The 18,285-nt window shown below is 58.2% G+C and carries 16 protein-coding genes; 1 reads left to right on the top strand and 15 read right to left on the bottom strand.

The features are described 5' to 3' along the window. Positions 1-7 precede the first annotated feature (7 nt). The 15 genes from AC236I_RS10725 to AC236I_RS10655 form a co-directional block, all read right to left on the bottom strand. Positions 8-565, bottom strand: coding sequence for a DsbE family thiol:disulfide interchange protein (locus AC236I_RS10725; RefSeq protein WP_004862986.1), 558 nt, complete (start codon positions 563-565; stop codon positions 8-10). Continuing rightward, positions 562-2,514 (bottom strand): heme lyase CcmF/NrfE family subunit, encoded by a 1,953-nt coding sequence (locus AC236I_RS10720; RefSeq protein WP_104896377.1) that lies wholly within the window; start codon positions 2,512-2,514, stop codon positions 562-564. Before AC236I_RS10720 ends, AC236I_RS10725 begins: the two co-directional genes overlap by 4 nt. Beyond that, on the bottom strand, positions 2,511-2,969 hold the full coding sequence (ccmE, locus tag AC236I_RS10715; protein ID WP_004862993.1) for a cytochrome c maturation protein CcmE: 459 nt from the start codon (positions 2,967-2,969) through the stop codon (positions 2,511-2,513). Before ccmE ends, AC236I_RS10720 begins: the two co-directional genes overlap by 4 nt. Further along, on the bottom strand, positions 2,953-3,186 hold the full coding sequence (gene ccmD, locus AC236I_RS10710) for a heme exporter protein CcmD (protein WP_004862998.1): 234 nt from the start codon (positions 3,184-3,186) through the stop codon (positions 2,953-2,955). The genes ccmE and ccmD overlap by 17 nt, the downstream gene beginning before the upstream one ends. Next, positions 3,183-3,926 (bottom strand): heme ABC transporter permease, encoded by a 744-nt coding sequence (locus AC236I_RS10705; protein ID WP_004863001.1) that lies wholly within the window; start codon positions 3,924-3,926, stop codon positions 3,183-3,185. The genes ccmD and AC236I_RS10705 overlap by 4 nt, the downstream gene beginning before the upstream one ends. A 53-nt stretch (positions 3,927-3,979) precedes the next feature. Then, positions 3,980-4,639 carry a heme exporter protein CcmB gene (gene ccmB, locus AC236I_RS10700; RefSeq protein WP_032717706.1) on the bottom strand — a complete coding sequence of 220 codons (660 nt, stop codon included), beginning with the start codon at positions 4,637-4,639 and terminating at the stop codon, positions 3,980-3,982. Further along, positions 4,636-5,259, bottom strand: a complete 624-nt coding sequence (ccmA, locus tag AC236I_RS10695) for a cytochrome c biogenesis heme-transporting ATPase CcmA (RefSeq protein WP_015584146.1) — start codon at positions 5,257-5,259, stop codon at positions 4,636-4,638. Before ccmA ends, ccmB begins: the two co-directional genes overlap by 4 nt. An 83-nt stretch (positions 5,260-5,342) precedes the next feature. Next, positions 5,343-6,686 carry a c-type cytochrome gene (locus AC236I_RS10690; RefSeq protein WP_004863010.1) on the bottom strand — a complete coding sequence of 448 codons (1,344 nt, stop codon included), beginning with the start codon at positions 6,684-6,686 and terminating at the stop codon, positions 5,343-5,345. A 10-nt stretch (positions 6,687-6,696) separates the two neighbouring features. Next, positions 6,697-8,481, bottom strand: a complete 1,785-nt coding sequence (locus AC236I_RS10685) for a GMC family oxidoreductase (RefSeq protein WP_004863011.1) — start codon at positions 8,479-8,481, stop codon at positions 6,697-6,699. 2 nt (positions 8,482-8,483) lie between these two features. Then, positions 8,484-9,230: a gluconate 2-dehydrogenase subunit 3 family protein gene (locus AC236I_RS10680; RefSeq protein ID WP_004863012.1), complete on the bottom strand. Its 747-nt coding sequence runs from the start codon at positions 9,228-9,230 to the stop codon at positions 8,484-8,486. 650 nt (positions 9,231-9,880) lie between these two features. Beyond that, the gene (locus AC236I_RS10675; RefSeq protein ID WP_487608791.1) at positions 9,881-10,951 is read right to left on the bottom strand and encodes an ABC transporter ATP-binding protein; all 1,071 of its coding nucleotides are present in this window, start codon (positions 10,949-10,951) and stop codon (positions 9,881-9,883) included. Continuing rightward, entirely contained in the window at positions 10,944-12,713 is a 1,770-nt protein-coding gene (locus tag AC236I_RS10670; RefSeq protein ID WP_327204497.1) for an ABC transporter permease, read from the bottom strand. The genes AC236I_RS10675 and AC236I_RS10670 overlap by 8 nt, the downstream gene beginning before the upstream one ends. 107 nt (positions 12,714-12,820) lie before the next feature. Beyond that, positions 12,821-13,909, bottom strand: a complete 1,089-nt coding sequence (locus AC236I_RS10665; RefSeq protein WP_004863020.1) for an ABC transporter substrate-binding protein — start codon at positions 13,907-13,909, stop codon at positions 12,821-12,823. A gap of 400 nt (positions 13,910-14,309) precedes the next feature. Continuing rightward, positions 14,310-15,134 carry a phytanoyl-CoA dioxygenase family protein gene (locus tag AC236I_RS10660; protein WP_032717708.1) on the bottom strand — a complete coding sequence of 275 codons (825 nt, stop codon included), beginning with the start codon at positions 15,132-15,134 and terminating at the stop codon, positions 14,310-14,312. Positions 15,135-15,339: 205 nt separating this feature from the next. Beyond that, on the bottom strand, positions 15,340-16,254 hold the full coding sequence (locus tag AC236I_RS10655; protein ID WP_004863024.1) for a LysR family transcriptional regulator: 915 nt from the start codon (positions 16,252-16,254) through the stop codon (positions 15,340-15,342). A gap of 499 nt (positions 16,255-16,753) precedes the next feature. Here AC236I_RS10655 and AC236I_RS10650 point away from each other — a divergent pair, with 499 nt between their 5' ends. Further along, a complete protein-coding gene (locus tag AC236I_RS10650; RefSeq protein WP_004863028.1) occupies positions 16,754-18,274 on the top strand; it encodes an amino acid ABC transporter permease/ATP-binding protein in 1,521 nt (506 codons plus the stop codon). Positions 18,275-18,285: the final 11 nt, after the last annotated feature.

Raw genomic sequence — 18,285 nt, 5'->3', positions numbered from 1 at the left:
CAGCGCCTCATGCTGCCGGCTCCTGGGTATATTTCAGCCATAGCGGCTGGAGCTGTTCGCGCCACACCCGGGCGTTCAGATCGCCGGCGTGACGCCAGCGAATAATGCCCTGGCCATCAATCAGAAAGGTTTCCGGCGCGCCATATACGCCCAGATCAAGCCCCAGCATGCCGCTGCCGTCGAACAGACTCAGCGCATAGGGGTTGCCGAGACTGTCGAGCCAGTTCACCGCCTTCTGCCGGTCATCTTTGTAGTTCAGCCCGACGACGCGAACCCCCTGCCCGGACAGCGCATTCAGGAACTGATGTTCGGCGCGACAGGTCGGGCACCAGGTGGCCCAGACATTCAGCAGCAGCGGTTTCCCGTCGATCAGCGCCGCACGGCTGTAGGTTTTTCCCGGCGCCGTCAACGCCTCAAGGCGAAACTCAGGCAGCGGTTTGCCGATCAGCGCAGATTCGAGCATCGTCGGATCGTCGCCCTCGGCGTTACGCATCAATTGCCAGAACAGCGCCATCGCCAGCAGCAGAAACAGCGCCAGCGGAATAAAAAGCAGCCTGCGCTTCATTGTGCCTCCTGCCGTTGTTTACGCATCCGGTAGCGCGGGTCGAGCATGCAGCACAGGCCGCCAAGGGCCATCAGGCCGCCGCCGAACCAAATCCAGCGCACGAACGGTTTGTAGTACAGACGCACCGCCCAGCTGCCATCGTCCAGCTCTTCCCCCAACGCGGCATACAGATCGCGCGTCAAACCGCCGCCGATCGCCGCTTCGGTCATCATCATACGGCTGGCGCTGTAGTAACGTTTTTCCGCATACAGCGTTGCCTCCGGGCGACCGTTGCGCGTCACCGTAATCACCCCTTCACCGCCGGTCCAGTTCGGGCCGACGATGTTGCGCACCCCGTCGAACACGAAATGGTAGCGATGAATATCGATGCTATCGCCGGTTTTCATCCGTACGTCGCGCTCAATACTGTAGTTCTGGCTGAAGGTAATCCCGATAACGGTGACCGCCACGCCAACGTGACCCAGCACCATTCCCCACTGGCTGCGCGAAATCACCCGCAGGCCGCGCCAGAAACCGTGCCGGTGGGTCGCCCGTTCATGGATTTCAATCAGGGCAAAGAGCAGTACCCAAATCGCCATCATCAGACCCAGAACCGCCATGGCGACAATCCGGTCCTGCAACAGCCACGGCAGCAGCAGAGAAAGTGACAATGTCACCAGCAGCGCAATCGCCAGCCGCTTAAGCTGCTTGCCCGGCTGGTCGCGTCGCCAGCGGATCAACGGTCCCAGTCCCAGCAACAGCGCAAACGGCGCCATCAGCGCGGTGAACAGCAGATTAAAAAAGGGTTCGCCGATCGAGATACTGCCAAGCCCCAGCTCTTTGTGCACCAGCGGTAGCAGCGTGCCAAGCAGAACCACCAGCATGGCGGCGATCAGCAAAATATTGTTCCCCAGCAGAAACGACTCTCGCGACCACAGCGCATGTTCGACTCGCGCCCGTACCTGCCCCCCCTTCAGGGCATACAGCAGCAGCGAACCGCCGATAGCCACCACCAGCAGCGCCAGAATAAACAGCCCGCGCGTCGGATCCGAGGCGAACGAATGGACCGACACCAGCACCCCGGAGCGCACCAGGAAGGTTCCCAGCAGGCACAGTGAAAAGGCGGCAATCGCCAGCAGCACGGTCCAGGCCCGGAAGCTCCCGCGTTGCTCGGTGACCGCCAGGGAGTGCAGCAGCGCCGTCCCCACCAGCCATGGCATAAACGAGGCGTTCTCCACCGGATCCCAGAACCACCAGCCACCCCATCCCAGCTCGTAGTAGGCCCAGGCAGAGCCCAGCACGATACCCAGAGTCAGGAATACCCATGCCGCCTGGGTCCACGGACGCGACCAGCGCGCCCAGGCGGTATCCAGCCGTCCGGCGAGCAGCGACGCAATCGCAAAGGCGAACGCCACCGAGAAGCCCACGTAGCCCATATACAGGATCGGCGGATGGAAAATCATGCCGATATCCTGCAGCAGCGGATTAAGGTCGCGACCATCAACCGGATAGAGCGGCAGCGTGCGGGCAAACGGATTCGAGGTGAACAGAATAAACAGCAGAAAGCCGAAGGCGATGGTCCCCATCACTGCCAGCACCCGCGCCACGGCGTCCTGCGGCATCCGCCGACTGAACAGCGCCACCGCGAAAGTCCAGACGCTCAGCAGGAGCACCCACAGCAGCAATGAGCCTTCATGGGCGCCCCAGGTCGCCGCGACCCGGTACCACACCGGCAGCGCGCTGTTCGAGTTATCCGCGACATAGCGCACGGTGAAATCATTGACCACGAAGGCATGGACCAGCACGAGAAAAGCGCCCGCGACGCAGAAAAAGAGCGCGCAGGCCAGAGGCCGCGCCAGCGCCATTAGCCGCGGCTCCTGCCGCGCCGCGCCCCATTGCGGATAAATGCCCAGCAGTAGCGCGAGGCCTGTCGCCAGGCACAGCAGATAGTGCCCCAGTTCCGGCATCATGGTTGTTCTCCTTTCTTCTCCGGCTGCAGCGCCTCTTTCACTTCCGGCGGCGTATAGTTCTCATCGTGCTTTGCCAGCACCTGCCGGGCGGTAATGTGCCGATCGCCATCGAGCACCCCCTGGGCTACCACTCCCTGCCCCTCGCGGAAGAGGTCCGGCAGAATGCCCCGATAGCTGACCTCCACCACACCGCGAGCGTCGTACAGTCGGAAACTGACGTCCAGGGTCTGCGGATCACGCTTGACGCTGCCGGGCTGTACATAGCCGCCGATCCGCAGACGCTGGCCGTGATGTGGCCGCTGATGAGTTTCCGTTTTGCCATACAGGATCTCCCCCGGCGTGTAGAAGAGATCGATATTGGCGCTGAGGGCATACAGCGTCAGGCCAATGGTCAACCCGAGGCCAACCAGCACCGCCAGCGCGATCCCGAGCCGGGTTTTACGACGCGTTTGCATCGGCGCCCTCCGCTTCTGCACGGCGGCGAGCGGCGGCGATACGCCGCTCCCGGGCCTGCTGACGACTCAGCTCGCGGAACAGCGTCCGTCGCTGCCACCAGGTATGCAGCGTCAGAACCCCGAAGATCAGCAGCGTCGCCGCCACCGCCAGCCAGACATAAAATGCGTAGCCGCCCATCGCCAGAAAGGCGGCGACAGATGAAAAGGCGGGGGTCATTTCTCCGCTCCTTTTGGGGCCGTGACCAGCGCCTGGACCCAGGGCCGGCGCCGCTCCTGTAACAGAATCAAATTGCGCAGGCGCATCAGGGTCAGCGTGGCCACCAGGCTCAGGAAGGCCAGAATACAGATTCGCAACGGCAGACGCATACTGGGGTCAATCGACTGTTGCATGTTGGTCGACCCTTGATGCAGCGTGTTCCACCAGATGACCGAATAGTGAATGACAGGCAGATTCACCACCCCCACCAGCACCAGAATACCGACCGCCCTGCCCGCCAGACGGCGATCGTCGAAGGCGTGCCAGAGGGCGATAATCCCGGCATAGAGAAACAGCAAAACCAGCTCCGACGTCAGGCGCGCGTCCCAGATCCACCACGTTCCCCACATCGGTTTCCCCCATGCCGCCCCGCTGACCAACGCGATGGCCGTGCAGGCGGCGCCCACCGGCGCCAGCGCCGCCACCGTCAGATCGGCCATTTTCATCTGCCAGACCAGCCCCACAAAGGCGGCGACGGCCATCGCCAGATAGACGCCCATCGACCACATGGCCGCCGGGACATGCAGATACATAATCCGATAGCTTTGCCCCTGCTGATAATCCGCCGGCGCGTAGACAAATCCCCACACCAGCCCCACCGCCAGCAGCAGTGCGCTCAAGGCCGTCAGCCAGGGAATACAGCGGCCGCACAGGCCGTACAGCCGTTCGGGTATCGCCAGTTGATGTAATGCTTTCCACATAACGTTTGCTCACACTACTGTTTTTATGACTGCGGCAGCGTCACCGCAGCGAATTATTGCACCGTCAGCCGTAATGCGGCGGCGGTGGCGAACGGACACAACGTGGCGCTGGCGGCTAAAAACGCCGCCAGAATCGCCAGATAGCCATCCACCGGCAGCCCCGCGGCGCCAGCCTGAATGGCGCCGCAGGCAAAAATAAGCAGCGGAACCGACAGCGGCAGCACCAGCAGACTCAGCAGAACCCCGCCGCGCCGCAGTCCTACCGTCAGGCCGACGCCAACCGCACCGAGAAAACTCAGGGTCGGCGTCCCCAGCAGCAGGGTCAGCGCCAGTACGCCGGCATCGTGGGGGGCCATCCCCAGCAGCAGCGCCGCCAGCGGGGATACCACCAGCAGCGGCAGACCGGTCATCGCCCAATGGGCGAGCACCTTGACCACAACCACCGCCACCAGCGGTGTCGGCAGCAGCAGCAGTTGCTCAAGCGAACCGTCCTGCCAGTCGTCGCGAAACAGGCGGTCCATCACCAGCAGCGCCGCCAGCAGCGCGGCAACCCAGACAATGCCGGGCGCGATCTGTACCAGCAGCTGCGGGTCGGCGCCGACGCCAAACGGAAACAGGGTGATCACCACCAGGAAAAACCACAGCGGATTGAGAATCTCTGCCCCGTTGCGCCATGCCAGGCGCATTTCGCGGGCAAACAGCGTCCACATCATGCGTTTTCCTCCTCTCCGGCGCCGAGCCTTAACGTGCGCAGAGCGCAGGCCAGCGGACGCAGGGGCTGATGAGTCGTGAGGATCGCGCTGCCACCCGCCAGAACATGCTGCTCCAGCCGACGACTTAAGGTCGCAATAGCCGACGCGTCGAGCGCGGTAAACGGCTCGTCAAGGATCCACAGCGTCGCCGACGTCAACCACAGACGGGTCAACGCCACCCGCCGCTGCTGTCCGGCGGAGAGCTGACTCAGCGGGACATCTTCATAACCCGCCAGCCCCATTTCGGCCAGCGCCGCTTCTCGCGTCTGCTGCCGGGTTTGCGGGAAGAAGAAATGCAAATTTTCGTCCGCGGTCAGCGCCGTTTTGACGCCGGGCTTATGCCCGAGCCACAGCAGCTGACGATGAAACGCTTCACGCACGCTCGCCAGCGGTTCGCCCTGCCAGCTCACCGTACCGCTTTCCGGACGCGTCAGGCCGCACAGCATCCGCAGCAGCGAGGTTTTCCCGGCGCCGTTATCGCCGGCCACCTGCAGGAGTTCGCCTGGCCCGACCGTCAGAGTCAGCGCCTGGAACAGCACCCGGTCATCAAAGATGCCGCTCAGTCCTTCGGCATGCAGCATGAATGTACTCTCCTTGGTTCAGACCGCCGTTAGCGTCGACAATCCGTTCGGGATGCGCCACCCGGGCGGCGCATCCACGACGGTTACTGACCGGAAACAGGCAGTTTCGAGATGTCGACATTACCTGTCGCCTTCTCATCGCGAACGATCGACTTGTCCTTACGCACTTTTGCCACATCGCTGGCGCTCACCGGCGAGGCGTGGTTCCCCCAGCTGGTGCGGATAAAGTTGACCACATCCGCCACCTGCTGGTCATCCAGACGCCAGCCGAACGAGGGCATGGTCAGATTAGACACCGCATTTTTCACCGCCGGCGTGGTGCTGCCGGTGAGGATGATGTGGATGAGCGACGTCGCATCTTCGGTCTGCACTACCGGGTTGCCCTTCAGCGACGGGAAGGCGCGCTTGTAACCCACGCCATCGGTACGGTGGCAGGCCGCGCAGTTATCCACGTACAGCGCCGCGCCGGGCTTGCTGTCATCGCCCTTCCACAGATCCTTCGCTACGCTGTCTTCAACCGGCGCCGGGGTCTGTTTTCCACCGCGCGGCGGCAGCGATTTCAGATAGCGGGCAATCGCGGTGATATCGTCGTCAGAGAGATACTGCAGGCTGTGTTCCACTACATCGCTCATTCCCCCGAAGACCACGGACTTATCGTTACGCCCGGTTTTCAGGAACTCCGCCAGTTCGGCTTCGCTCCAGGTGCCCAGACCGTCCCGATTTTCGCCGCGCAGGCTGGAAGCCACCCAGCCGTCAATCGGCGCATTGCTGCCTGCCAGATAGTCGTCACCCTCGCTTTCGCTAAGCGCTTTTTCCTGCATCGTCAGGCTACGCGGAGTGTGGCAGGCCCCGCAGTGACCGAGTCCCTCCACCAGATAGCGCCCGCGCTCCAGCACCGGGTCGACCTGCGGATTCGCGACAAAATCGGCCGGCGTCGGAGCGAAGATCCCGCGCCAGAACGCCAGCGGCCAGCGCATTGACAGCGGCCACGGAATATCGGTATCGCGATTCGCCTCGGCAACCGGCGCCACGCCATGCATAAAGTAGGCGTACATCGCCCGCATATCCGCTTCGCTCACCCGGGCGAATGACGGGTACGGCATCGCCGGATAGAGGGTTGAGCCATCCTTGCGAACCCCTTTGCGCACCGCGTCGTCGAACTCCTCGAAGGTATAGCCGCCGATGCCGTGGGCGCTGTCCGGGGTAATGTTGGTGGAGTAAATCGTGCCAATAGGCGTCTCCATCGCCAGGCCGCCGGCAAAAGGTTTCCCCTCTTTACCGTTGGTGTGACAGGCCACGCAGTCCCCGGCCCGCGCCAGATACTCGCCCTGCTGAATCAAATTGCTGTCCGCGGGCGCCTCTTCGGCAAACGCCGCACAGCTTAACGCACCGAGCACCAGTGCCGATAACCATTGCATTTTCATCATTTGCCTTCCTTTATGCCTGCACCAGTGGACCCGGGTTTTTCAGGTACCGTTCACGGATCGCTTTTGCTGACCAGTAGGCCAGCGCGGCCACCGTCCCCGTCGGGTTATATCCCAGACCCTGCGGGAAGGCCGAAGCGCCGATAACGAAGACGTTATGCACGTCCCAGCTTTGCAGATAGCGGTTCACCGCGCTGGTTTTCGGATCTTCGCCCATTACCGCGCCGCCGTTCATATGGGTGGTCTGGTAGCTGGTGGTGTCAAAGTGGCTGTTGGCATTTTTCGGGCTGCCGAGCAGATATTTCGGCTTCATCGCTTTGGCGATCGGCGCCATCTTATCGAACATGAACTGCGCCATCTTGATGTCGTTTTCCTGCCAGTCAAAGGTCATTCGCAGCAGCGGCTGGCCGAAGACGTTTTTGTAGTTCGGGTCGAGATCGAGATAGTTCTGGCGGTAGGACTGGTGCGCGCCGTGGGCGTCCATCGACAGATGATGGGTGTAGGTATCGGCAACCGCCGATTTCCACTTGCTGCCCCACGCCGGCGTCCCCGGAGGAACCGGAAGTCCGGAGATGGGTTTGGTCCCGGCCTGGTTGACCCAGAACGGCGAGCCGCCGACAAAGCCGGCCTCGGCATGGTCGAAGTTATCGGCGTTAAAGTCATCCACCCCGACACCGTTACCACCGGCGCCGATAAACGGATTGGTAAAGGTATTCTTATCAAAAATAGCCTTGATGGTGGTCATATTCTGATAGGCGAAGTTGCGACCCACCACCCCTTCCCCGGTTTGCGGATCGTAGGGTTTGCCGATGCCGGAAAGCAGCATCAGGTGAACGTTGTGGAACTGGAAGGCGCCGATAATCACCAGATCTGCCGGCTGCTCCATTTCGCGCCCCTGTCCGTCGACGTAAGTCACGCCGGTGGCGCGCTGCTTATCGGCGGTCAGATTGACCTTCAGAACATTAGCGTTGGTGCGCAGCTCAAAGCGTTTTTCCTGGCGCAGCGCGGGCAGGATGTTGACGTTCGGCGAGGCTTTGGAATACATGTAGCAGGCGTAGCCGCTGCAGTAGCCGCAGAAGTTGCACGGCCCCATCTGCGCGCCGTAAGGGTTGGTGTAGGAGTCCGAGGTGTTCGCCGACGGCAGATTGTAGGGGTGGTAACCCACTTCCCGCGCCGCTTTCTCAAACAGCTGCGCCGACCAGGTGTTTTTCTGCGCCGGCAGCGGGAAGTCGTCCGAACGGTCCGGCGCAAAGGCGTTGCCGCCGCGCCCTTTGCCGACTACCTGTCCCTTCACCGACCAGGCGGTACCGGAGGTGCCAAAGACTTTCTCAGCCTTATCGAAGAAGGGCTCCAGCTCGTCGTAGGTGACGCCAAAATCCTGAATAATCATATCCTGCGGGATAAAGCTTTTGCCGTAGCGCTCTTCATAGTGGCTGCGCATGCGCAGTTCTATCGGATCCACGCGGAAATGGACCCCGGACCAGTGAAGTCCGGCGCCACCGACGCCGGTCCCCGGCAAAAAGGCCGCCAGCTGGCGATACGGTACCGCCTGCTGGCTGGTGTTATGACGAATAGTGACGGTGCTTTTCGACAGATCCTGGAATAACTTACGGCGAATATTGTAAGTCAGCTCGTCAACCACCTGCGGATAAGCACCGTCAGGCCAGGTATCGCGCATCGGGCCGCGCTCCAGGGCGACAACATTTAATCCGGCTTCGGTCAACTCTTTGGCCATAATGGCGCCAACCCAGCCAAAGCCCACAATCGCGACGTCGGTTTTTTTCAGTACGGTGGTCATCGTTATGCCCTCTCCCCATTAATTGATACCGGCGGGAGGGGATAGCGTTCACCCCGTTCAACCCAGTCCATAAAGTCGGCGCGTGCGCCGGGAAAATTAATCAGCGTCCAGCCAACCATGCCTTTGTTGCCGCCATGAATCGGATCGCTGAAGAAACCTTCGCGGGTGTTTTGCAGCAGATAAGAGAAGAACAGCGAAGACGGCAGCTGTTTAAAGGCGGCGCTGCCGGCTTCAAACTGACTTAAAGCGGCATCCTGTTGTTCCGGGGTCAGCCCGGCGAACGGCTGGTGATACTGGCCCTGGCACCATTCATCGGCGTCGGCAATCCCGAGGTTGTAGATCTGTTTGGGGACCAACGGCAGCTGATAACCCATCTCTTTTGGTACATCGGGGTTAAACGGCCCCTGCATGTACCAGATGGAACCGGTGGCATACGGAGTATTCATCTGCCGATCGATAAACTCCGGTACGCCGGCTTCGCGTGCGCCAGGCCCCAGTTCATCGGCCGGAATGAGGCGCGCTACCGCGGCGTTGATAAATGCCCACTCGCGTTCGTTAAAAAACTGCGGTTTCCAGTCGCCGGTGGTCGCGGAAGCGGATCCGCCGGCAGTGGCACGCTCCGCCGCCTGCGCGGTGCTGGCGGCGGCAACCGCGCCGACGCTGCCGCTACCGATCACGACCGTGGGTATCAAAGCCATTGATTTTACTAAAAAATCACGCCTCGAATTATTGGTTTTTTCGCTCGACATTCTCACATTCCTGTCAATTAAATTACTGATTTTGTTGTTACAAGCCCAGCAAACGCTGCTTTGGAACCGATTCCAGAAAGGTACCGCTTTAGCGGACCTGCTGGCACGACGCCATTAAGTCGTACAAAAAATAAATCGCCGCTGGCGATGATGTTTATAGAGTTATCGTTTGGATATTAGTCGATTCTCATACACCGTCATGAAAAAAAGGAAAATATCCCTTTTCATTTGATAATCAGAACGCGTATGCAATATCCAGAGGGCAGAAATGGGGGTGGAATCAGCGCCGAAGTAGGTCTGACCATTTTCCCAAAAAAGAGTGATACGTATCACAAATGTTGCTTTTTTGTTTATGGTACATGGCTGTCTGGCAGCGTGCAAACGTAAGATTCCGTAAAAAGTAAACAATTTGAGCGGTTAAATTGCTTAATAACGGATATTAACTGTATTTCGCGCAATGCTTATTCGCTGAGAGACAATGCACAATGCCGCCGGCGATGAATTATTCGCCGCGACGGTGAATAGAGACAGAATATAGAATTACCGCAGTGAAATTGTTTCTTAACGGTATATTTTCATGACGCCAGTATTACGCTATTTATTTCGCGGACGGCGCTCACGCTATCGCCGTCCGCCAGAGACGTTCAGGCCTACGTTCGCGGGAAAATCCACAGATCATTGGCCGGGAAGGTAAGGTGACAATGCCCGTCGTCGCGCAGCGCTGGACCATAGGCGCGAATAGCGAAATCATCTCCCCGGGTACGGAACAGATACTCCCAGCGGTCGCCGAGATACATACTGGTTAACAGCGGTAGCTCCAGCATATTATCCTGGGGCGTCGCCCCAAGGCACAGACGCTCAACGCGGATCACCGCCGTCGCCTCCTGCCCGACGCTGACCCGTCCGTCCGCCATTCCCCACAGCGCCCAGCTCGCCCCTTCAATCCGCGCCCGACCGTCCATCACATCGGTAATCTTACCGTGCAGGCGGTTATTGCTGCCCATGAACTCGGCGGCAAACAGAGTCGCCGGATTGCCATACATCTCCTGCGGCGTCCCCTGCTGTTCAATCACGCCATTGTTGAGCAGCAGGATACGATCGGAAATCGCCATCGCTTCGTTCTGATCGTGCGTGACCATCAGCGCCGACAGCCCCAGCTTGATAATCAGCTCGCGCAGAAAAACCCGCGCCTCTTCGCGTAATTTGGCGTCAAGGTTCGACAGCGGTTCATCAAGCAGGATAACCGGCGGGTTGTAGACCAGCGCCCGACCAATCGCCACGCGCTGCTGCTGCCCTCCCGATAGCTGATGCGGATGGCGGTTTCCGAGGTGCCGCAGCCCCAGCTGATCGAGCACCGCCTGCACCCGCTGTTTCATTTCGCCAGAGGCGACTTTCCGCAGCCTGAGCGGGTAGGCAACGTTCTCGAATACCGTTTTGTGCGGCCACAGAGCGTAGGACTGAAACACCAGCCCAAGATTGCGCGCCTCGGCCGGAATTTCGCTGCGCGGATTGCCGTCATAGACCGTCTGCTTGCCGATAGCGATCCGCCCGCCGGTGGGCTTCTCCAGCCCGGCAACCGCACGCAGTAAGGTGGTTTTTCCGCTGCCAGAGGGTCCCAGCAGCGACACCACTTCTCCCCGCTTCAAGGTCATCGACACCCCTTTCAGCACCGGGTTGTCACCGTAGGTCAGATGCAGATTTTCTACTGATAATTCAATCATGTAATTTCACTCCAAAGCGCAGGGCGATACCTAACCCGACCACCACCAGCAAGATATTGATAAACGAAAGCGCGGCGACAATATCGATGGCTCCCGCCGCCCACAGCGAGACCAGCATCGAACCAATGGTCTCCGTTCCCGGCGAGAGCAGATAGACGCCGGTGGAATACTCACGCTCAAAGATCAGAAACATCAGCAGCCAGGAACCAATCAGGCCGTAGCGCGACAGCGGCACCGTAACGTGGCGCGTAACCTGGCCCCGCGAGGCGCCGTTGCTCCGGGCGGCTTCCTCCAGCTCCGGCGCCACCTGGAGCAGGGTTGAGGAGATCAACCGCAGCCCGTAGGCCATCCACACAACGGTGTAGGCCAGCCAGACGCTGAAAATGGTATTGCGCAGCGCCCGCAGCTGCACAATCAGATGTTCGCGTAGCCAGTCGGCCACCGGCAGCGCCGAGAGCCAGCCGTTTTTCAGCGACTGATCCAGCCACATCGGCAGGAACAAAAACACCCACAGGAACGCCAGTCCGGCCAGCAGGCCCGGCACCGCACGCGGAACCAGCACGCTGTAGTCGAGAAAGCGCGTGACATTATCCGCTTTGCGATGCATCGCAATCCCGACAAACAGGTAGCAGATCACCGCCAGCGCGCCGCCGAAAATACCGATGGCCATGGAGTTGACGATGGCCCGCAGCAGGTTCGGCTGCTGCCAGATATTACGGAAGGTCGCCAGCGAGAGTTCATCCCAGATAGAAACCCCCACCCCCCAGTTGGAGATAAACGCCCGCAAGGCTACGCCAATCAGCGGCACGCCGATAGTCACGGTTAGCCAGAAGACCACCACCCCGCCGGCAACCCAGCGCCACTTGCCGAGCGGTAGCGCTCGCGCCTGCGACGCTTTGCCCTTCATGGTCACAAACCGATTGGCCGTGCGCATCAGGCGACGCTGCAGCATGACCAGCGGAATGGTGATGCAGATAAGGACGACCGCCACCGCCGCCATCAGATGATAGGAGGGCGTACCGAGTTTATTGGTGAGCTTATACAGGTAGGTGGCCAGCACCATGTTGCCTTCCGGGTCTCCCAGCACCAGCATCAGACCAAACACTTCAAGGCCGAGGAAAAACAGCAGCACGCAGGCATAGAGAATCGACGGACGTACCATCGGCAGGCTGACCGAGGTCATCACCTGCAGCGGAGATGCCCCTACCGTCCGCGCCGCCTCTTCGACATCCGAACCGACGCTACGCAGCGCGGAGGAGATATAGAGATAGGCATGCGGGACGTGAGTCAGCCCGGCAATCACCACAATGCTGAACATGGAATAGATATTCCACGGCACAACCCCCAGCAGCTGCTCTGCCCATTGCGAGAAAAACCCGACCGGTCCGGCGGCGACCACATAACCAAAAGCCAGTACCATCGGAGAAACAAAAATCGGCACCAGAATCAGCGGTTCAATAAACCGTCGCCCGGGCAAATCAGTACGCACCATTAAGAATGCGAGGATCCCGCCCAGCGGTATCGCAATCAGCACCAGCCCCACCGCCAGAATAAAACCGGACTTCAGCGCGAGATAAAAGTCGGGGTCGGTAAAAATAAATTCAAAGGCCCCGAGGCTGAATTCTTTGCTGCGGGCGAAAAACGGGGCGGAAAGAAAGCTCTGCACCACGATAAATAACAGCGGGATATAAATCACTAATGCCGTTATCACTACCACGATGCCACGCGGTAGCCCCTGCCACTTTCTGCGTATTACATTCATAGCTTATCCCTTTGGTCAGGCGCGGAGTACAAACCAGACGGGTGTTGAAAACCGGGAATACCCGGCGCGAAAAGGCGGCGCATCCGATGATGCGCCTCCGGCAGGTATTATTTTGCGGCGGCGGTACGCCATTGTTTGATAAATTCCAGACGTTTTTTCGGTTCAAGATATTCCAGTAACGTTTCATCGACCGGAATCGGCTTCAGCGCATTACCCAACATTTTGGTCATGCCGTCGATATCGTTTTTACCTTCAATATCATTACGAATAGAGGGAATATCCGCCTGGTTGGCCAGAATACTCTGCCCTTTTTCCGACAGAACATAATCGAACCACAGTCTGGCGGCATTCGGGTGTTCGGATTCCTGAGTAATAAACGAGACCCGCGACAATACCAGTACATAATCTTTTGGATAGGAAATGCCTAATGAGGGATCGGTTTTCGCCCGCGCCTCGGCGTAGGAGCCGAGAATGTTATAGCCCAGCAGGTTTTCACCCGAGGAGACCCTCTCCATCATGGTGCCGGTTGAAGACTGCACGGTCAGACCGCCTTTCGCCATCCCGGCCAGATCGGCGAAATAGTTGGCGTCGGCTTTGCTGTCCTGTACCGCCAGCATGAAGCCCAGCCCCGATTTCTCGATATCGTAGGTGGTCACTTTGCCTTTGAATTTATCCGCCTGCGCGGTGACCAGTTTGGCCAGCGCGGTGTGCGAATCCGGGACATCACCCTGCGGAATCAAACGTTTGTTATAGATAAAGACCACCGGTTCGTAGGTGGTTCCATAGGCTTTTTGCTGCCAGACCGCCCATTTCGGCAGCTTGCTCAGTTCCGGAGAGGCGTACTTTTCGGCATAATCCGTCGCCAGTTTTAGCGCCGTATCCATCGATGAACTCCAGACCACATCGCCGCTCCCGCCGCCCGCCGCCTGCTCGCTGATATAGCGATTATAGAGTTCGGTACTGTTCATATCGTTATATTCAACTTTTATCCCGGGGTATTGCGCCTCAAACCCTTTAATTAACGGGCCTGCGGCTTTGGTATCCGTCGTCGAATAGATCACGACCTTGCCCTCTTTCACCCCGGCATCAACCACTTTTTGATAATCAGCCGGGTAACCCTGAGGTAATTCTGCCAGAACAGAACAGGAGAAGACTGTCGTCAGTGAAACCACTAAACCACCAATTTTCCTATGCATAAAACCAACCCTTAATTATCATTTATTAAACACAAATTTAACATATAGCGAGACATCAGGACGTTGCAATGACGGGGGGTGTTTTTTTCCGGCTTTTGTGACGCTGGCTTAATTTAAATAAACTGGCGCCCGCGGCGGTCAAAAAATCGGGGAATAAGGCGAAGAATATTTACCCCGCCCGCCACCGAATATTAAGAAACCTTAAGAATCAGCGGCGCTGTTGATTAAACGGGCGCCGTGCCTTTCCTGCAATAGAATGGCTGCAGGCCACAACTGACCTGCAGGAGGGCAATTTACCGCCACTGAATTGCGTTGCGGAAAATAATATGGGCGATAGGGCTAACAGGGGAAAATGGTGGCCGGGCAAATTCAGGCCGCGAGGAGACGGCCCGGTGATAATTCAACATGACTCTCGCGGCCAGACCCGGGGAAACAGCGGCGAGACCAGCGCCTCGCCATCTTTCAGCGTCAGCTCCGGGAACGGCGGCGAGGTGACTCCGCCGCGATCGGCGAAGGTGGCGTCATCCCCGACCCAGCGAGCGGAGAAAACCCGCCGCGCGCGCGCGGTCGCATTGCCCCGCGCGCCGTGCAGCGTCCGGTAATGAAAGGCGACGGCATCTCCCGGCTCCAGCGCCCAGCTAACAATATCGTAATCGTCCTGATGCGCATCAATATCCGGCAGCTCTTTAAAACGGCTGTGTGCGTAAAGCTTTGAGCCGTTAAAACGGGTTGGGCTGAACTCGTCGCCCCAGCGGTGGGAACCGCGGATGCAGCGCAGCGAGATCGCTTCCGCCACCGGGTCCAGCGGGATCCAGAAGCTGACGTTTTGCTGCCCTTCGACGCAATAATAGGGCTGATCGTGATGCCAGGGCGTCACCGTGCTGCCGCCGGGCGGCTTCACCAGCGTATGTTCATGGAAAAACGTAGCCGTCTTCGATTGCATCAGCGCTGCGGCGATTTCCGCCGCCGGCGAATGCAGGACAAAGCGTTCAAAGTCAGGGATCCGCGACCAGTTGCAATAATCCTGAAAGAACGGGGCGGAGCCATCTTTCGGTACAACCGTGCGGGCGTGGCCATACTCGCTGGGGTTGGCCATCAGCTCCGCGACGCCGGCGGCCAGGCTTTCAATCCACGGCCTGAACACCCCCTTCAGCAACACGACGCCATCCTGCTGATAGCTGTCGATGGTCTGCGAATCAATATGTGGGTCACGCTGATTTTGCATAGCTAACCTTCCTGTGTGGAGAGATGAGGCGGCTGAAGGTGCCCCTGGCAGGCCAGCGGTTTAGCCACCGCGAATGGAACCCACACAGATTATTTAATCCGCCATCGCGGGTAAATTATTATAAAACGAGTCGCTGAATAGAAAATTACGAGCCTTAACGGCAGCGTGAAATAAATAAGCCTGCAGTGACCGCAGGCTTATTTATTCAAAAATGTGCGGGGGTTAATTCAATACTGCGGCAATAGTCCATAAACAGTTGCGTGGGCCGGGTCGGTTCATTATTGGCAAGATGCGCCATAATTAATGTCGAAGCGGGCATCTCATCTTCAATATCCAACTGCACCAGTTTCTCGCCGTCATAGGTCATATCGCACAACGGCCGGGTGACTAATACCGAAAACCCCAGTCCCTGTCCTACCATACAGCGAACCATTTCGATCGAGGGTGAACTGTACGCCACTTCAGGGTGATAGCCCTTCTCTTTAAATATGGTGATGAAATAATTCTTGCTGGGCACCGCATCGAGCAAAATCATCGGTTCATGGCTGAGTTCCTGCAAGGTGACGCTATTTTTCTGCGCCAATGGATGGCTGGCCGGCAGCAGCGCATAGGGTTTATGCGGCGCATTCAGCATCTCTTTATTGACCGAATGACCTAATTCCAGATCGTAGACCAGCGCCAGATCGAAACGCCCGCGATGCAGGCCGTGCATTAACTCATGCTGTTCACCGTCATACAGCTGGAGGGTAATGTCGGGGTACATTTTTTTAAACCCGGCGACCAGCTTTGGCATGTACAGCGGCGCGACGGACTCAAAGCAGCCGACGGAAATCGTCCCGGAAACCAGCTCTTTATCGGCGCGGGAGTTTTGTTCAAACTCATAGGAGAGCCGCAGCAGCTCTTTTGCTTTCTCATAAAAACGCCTTCCGCAGGAGGTCAGCGAGACGCCCTGAGCATGATGGCGAATAAACAGCTGCTGCTCAAAAGTGCTTTCAAGGTTTTTAATGGCAATCGAGATCGACGGCTGGGCAATATGGAGCTGCCGGGAGGCTTCAGCGATACTCTCGGTCTCTACAACGGTGACGAAGTATTTAAGTTGTTTGAGCGTGAATCGCGTCATAGCCTCACCCTTTACGGAATATTGTCACAAGCGGAAACGGTATAGTTTCCTGATATGCAATTTGCAAGCATCGTGCCATTTCACCGGGATTCGCTTATTTCCTCGCTGAGCAAATGATTTATTTAGCGTCCCGGCGAAGTCAACATTATACCGACACCACCGCATCCGCTTAATTGCACCAACCTGAATCAGGCTGCACCAAATTAATTCCTCGCGCGCCCCAACATGGCACAACTCGCGATTTAAACGCCCGTTCCGTTATCCCTTCCGCGCAATTGTTTTTTTAATGTTTAGTTCTTGTTTCGTACTCATTGCTTTAAATTTATTGGAATTAATCCACCTGTATAGTTTTTTTAAACTTAAAGGCCAAAAATTTACTAATTGCCTCGCAGCGAAAACTGCCAGCATAGTGTTATTGCAAGATAAACCCTGGCGATGCCCCATTTTTGATCATCGGTATCGCATTCATGTCCATTCATTATGGCGAGTAAAATAGCCCATGACGTTTAACTGGAACTACATGTTAAGTCTGCTCAGCGATGCAGATTTTTGGCAGGCCACCTGGACCGTCATTAAATTAAGTCTGCTGACCTGGGGTTGCAGTATTGTGCTGGGATTTGTTCTCGCCCTGGCCAAGCAGTCGCCGCGCAAACTGTTTAATCTTCCGGCGCGGCTCTATATCTGGCTGTTCCGCAGCCTGCCGCTGCTGGTACTACTGATATTCGTCTATAACCTGCCCCAGGCGGTGCCGTCGTCAGCGCCAGTGCTCAACGATCCGTTCTGGGCCGGCCTGCTGGCGATGGTGCTGAGTGAGGCCGCCTACGTCGCCGAAATCCACCGGGGCGGCCTGCTTTCAATACCTAAAGGCCAGAGCGAAGCCGCCCGGGCGCTGGGACTGCGCTATGCCGGCACCCAATGGCGGGTGATTATTCCTCAGGCGCTGCGCGTCGCCCTCCCGGCGTTGGCCAACGAATATATTGCCGTCGTAAAGCTCAGTTCGCTGGTGTCGGTCATCTCCCTGACCGAGATTTTAATGGTCGGCCAGCGTCTGTATTCGCAAAATTTCCTGGTGATGGAAACCATGGCGGCAGTGGCGTTCTACTACGTGCTGATCGTGACCGTTTTCGACTTCCTGCTCAAACGGCTGGAGAGCTATCTCGATGTTACCCGGCGGAAAGTCACCCGCCCCATCGACAGCGAGATGCAGCGGCTGGCGACCCAAACACGCCCGGTAATCGTGCGCAGCGCGGTCGATAATCCGCAGCCGGCGCTGCAGGCGTCAAAACTGCACAAAGCCTATAACAATGTGGAAGTGCTCGGGGCCGTCAGCCTGCAAATTCAGCCGGGAGAGGTGGTTTCAGTGATTGGCCCTTCCGGCTCCGGGAAAACCACGCTGATCCGCCTGCTCAACGGACTTGAGCAGATCGACAACGGCGAAATTCGGATCAACGGCCAGCCGTTTATTCACCTCGATCGCCAGGGCGTGCAGAAACCGCGTTTTATGGAGAATGCGCAGTACCGCCTCAACATCGGCATGGTCTTCCAGAGTTTTAACCTGTTCCCCCATCTGACGGTTCTCGGCAACCTGCTGCTGGCGCCGCGCTACCATCGGCTGGCCCCGGACGCCGAGTTGAAGCAGCAGGCCTGCGAATTACTGCATAAGGTCGGCATGCTGGAGCACGCGTGGAAATATCCGCACCAGCTCTCTGGCGGCCAGCAACAGCGCGTCGCCATTGCCCGGGCCCTGATGATGCGACCGCAAATCATGCTGTTCGATGAACCCACCTCGGCGCTTGACCCGGAAAAGGTCAATGAAGTGCTCCAGGTTATCGAATCGCTGGCCCATGAAGGCATCACCATGGTCATCGTGACCCACGAAATGAATTTTGCCTTCAAAGTCTCTGACCGGATTGTCTTTATGGAAAAAGGGCGCGTGGTGTGCGACGACACGCCGCAGGCGATGCGCGACGGTAACCACCCGCGCGTTGACGCCTTCCTGAAAGATGTCTCCCTGGCTTAACTCTCCGTTTG

The organism is Klebsiella sp. Sb-30, from assembly GCF_057652795.1.
Note: the sequence above shows the minus strand (reverse complement) of the source record. Positions and strands in the feature narration are given on the sequence as shown.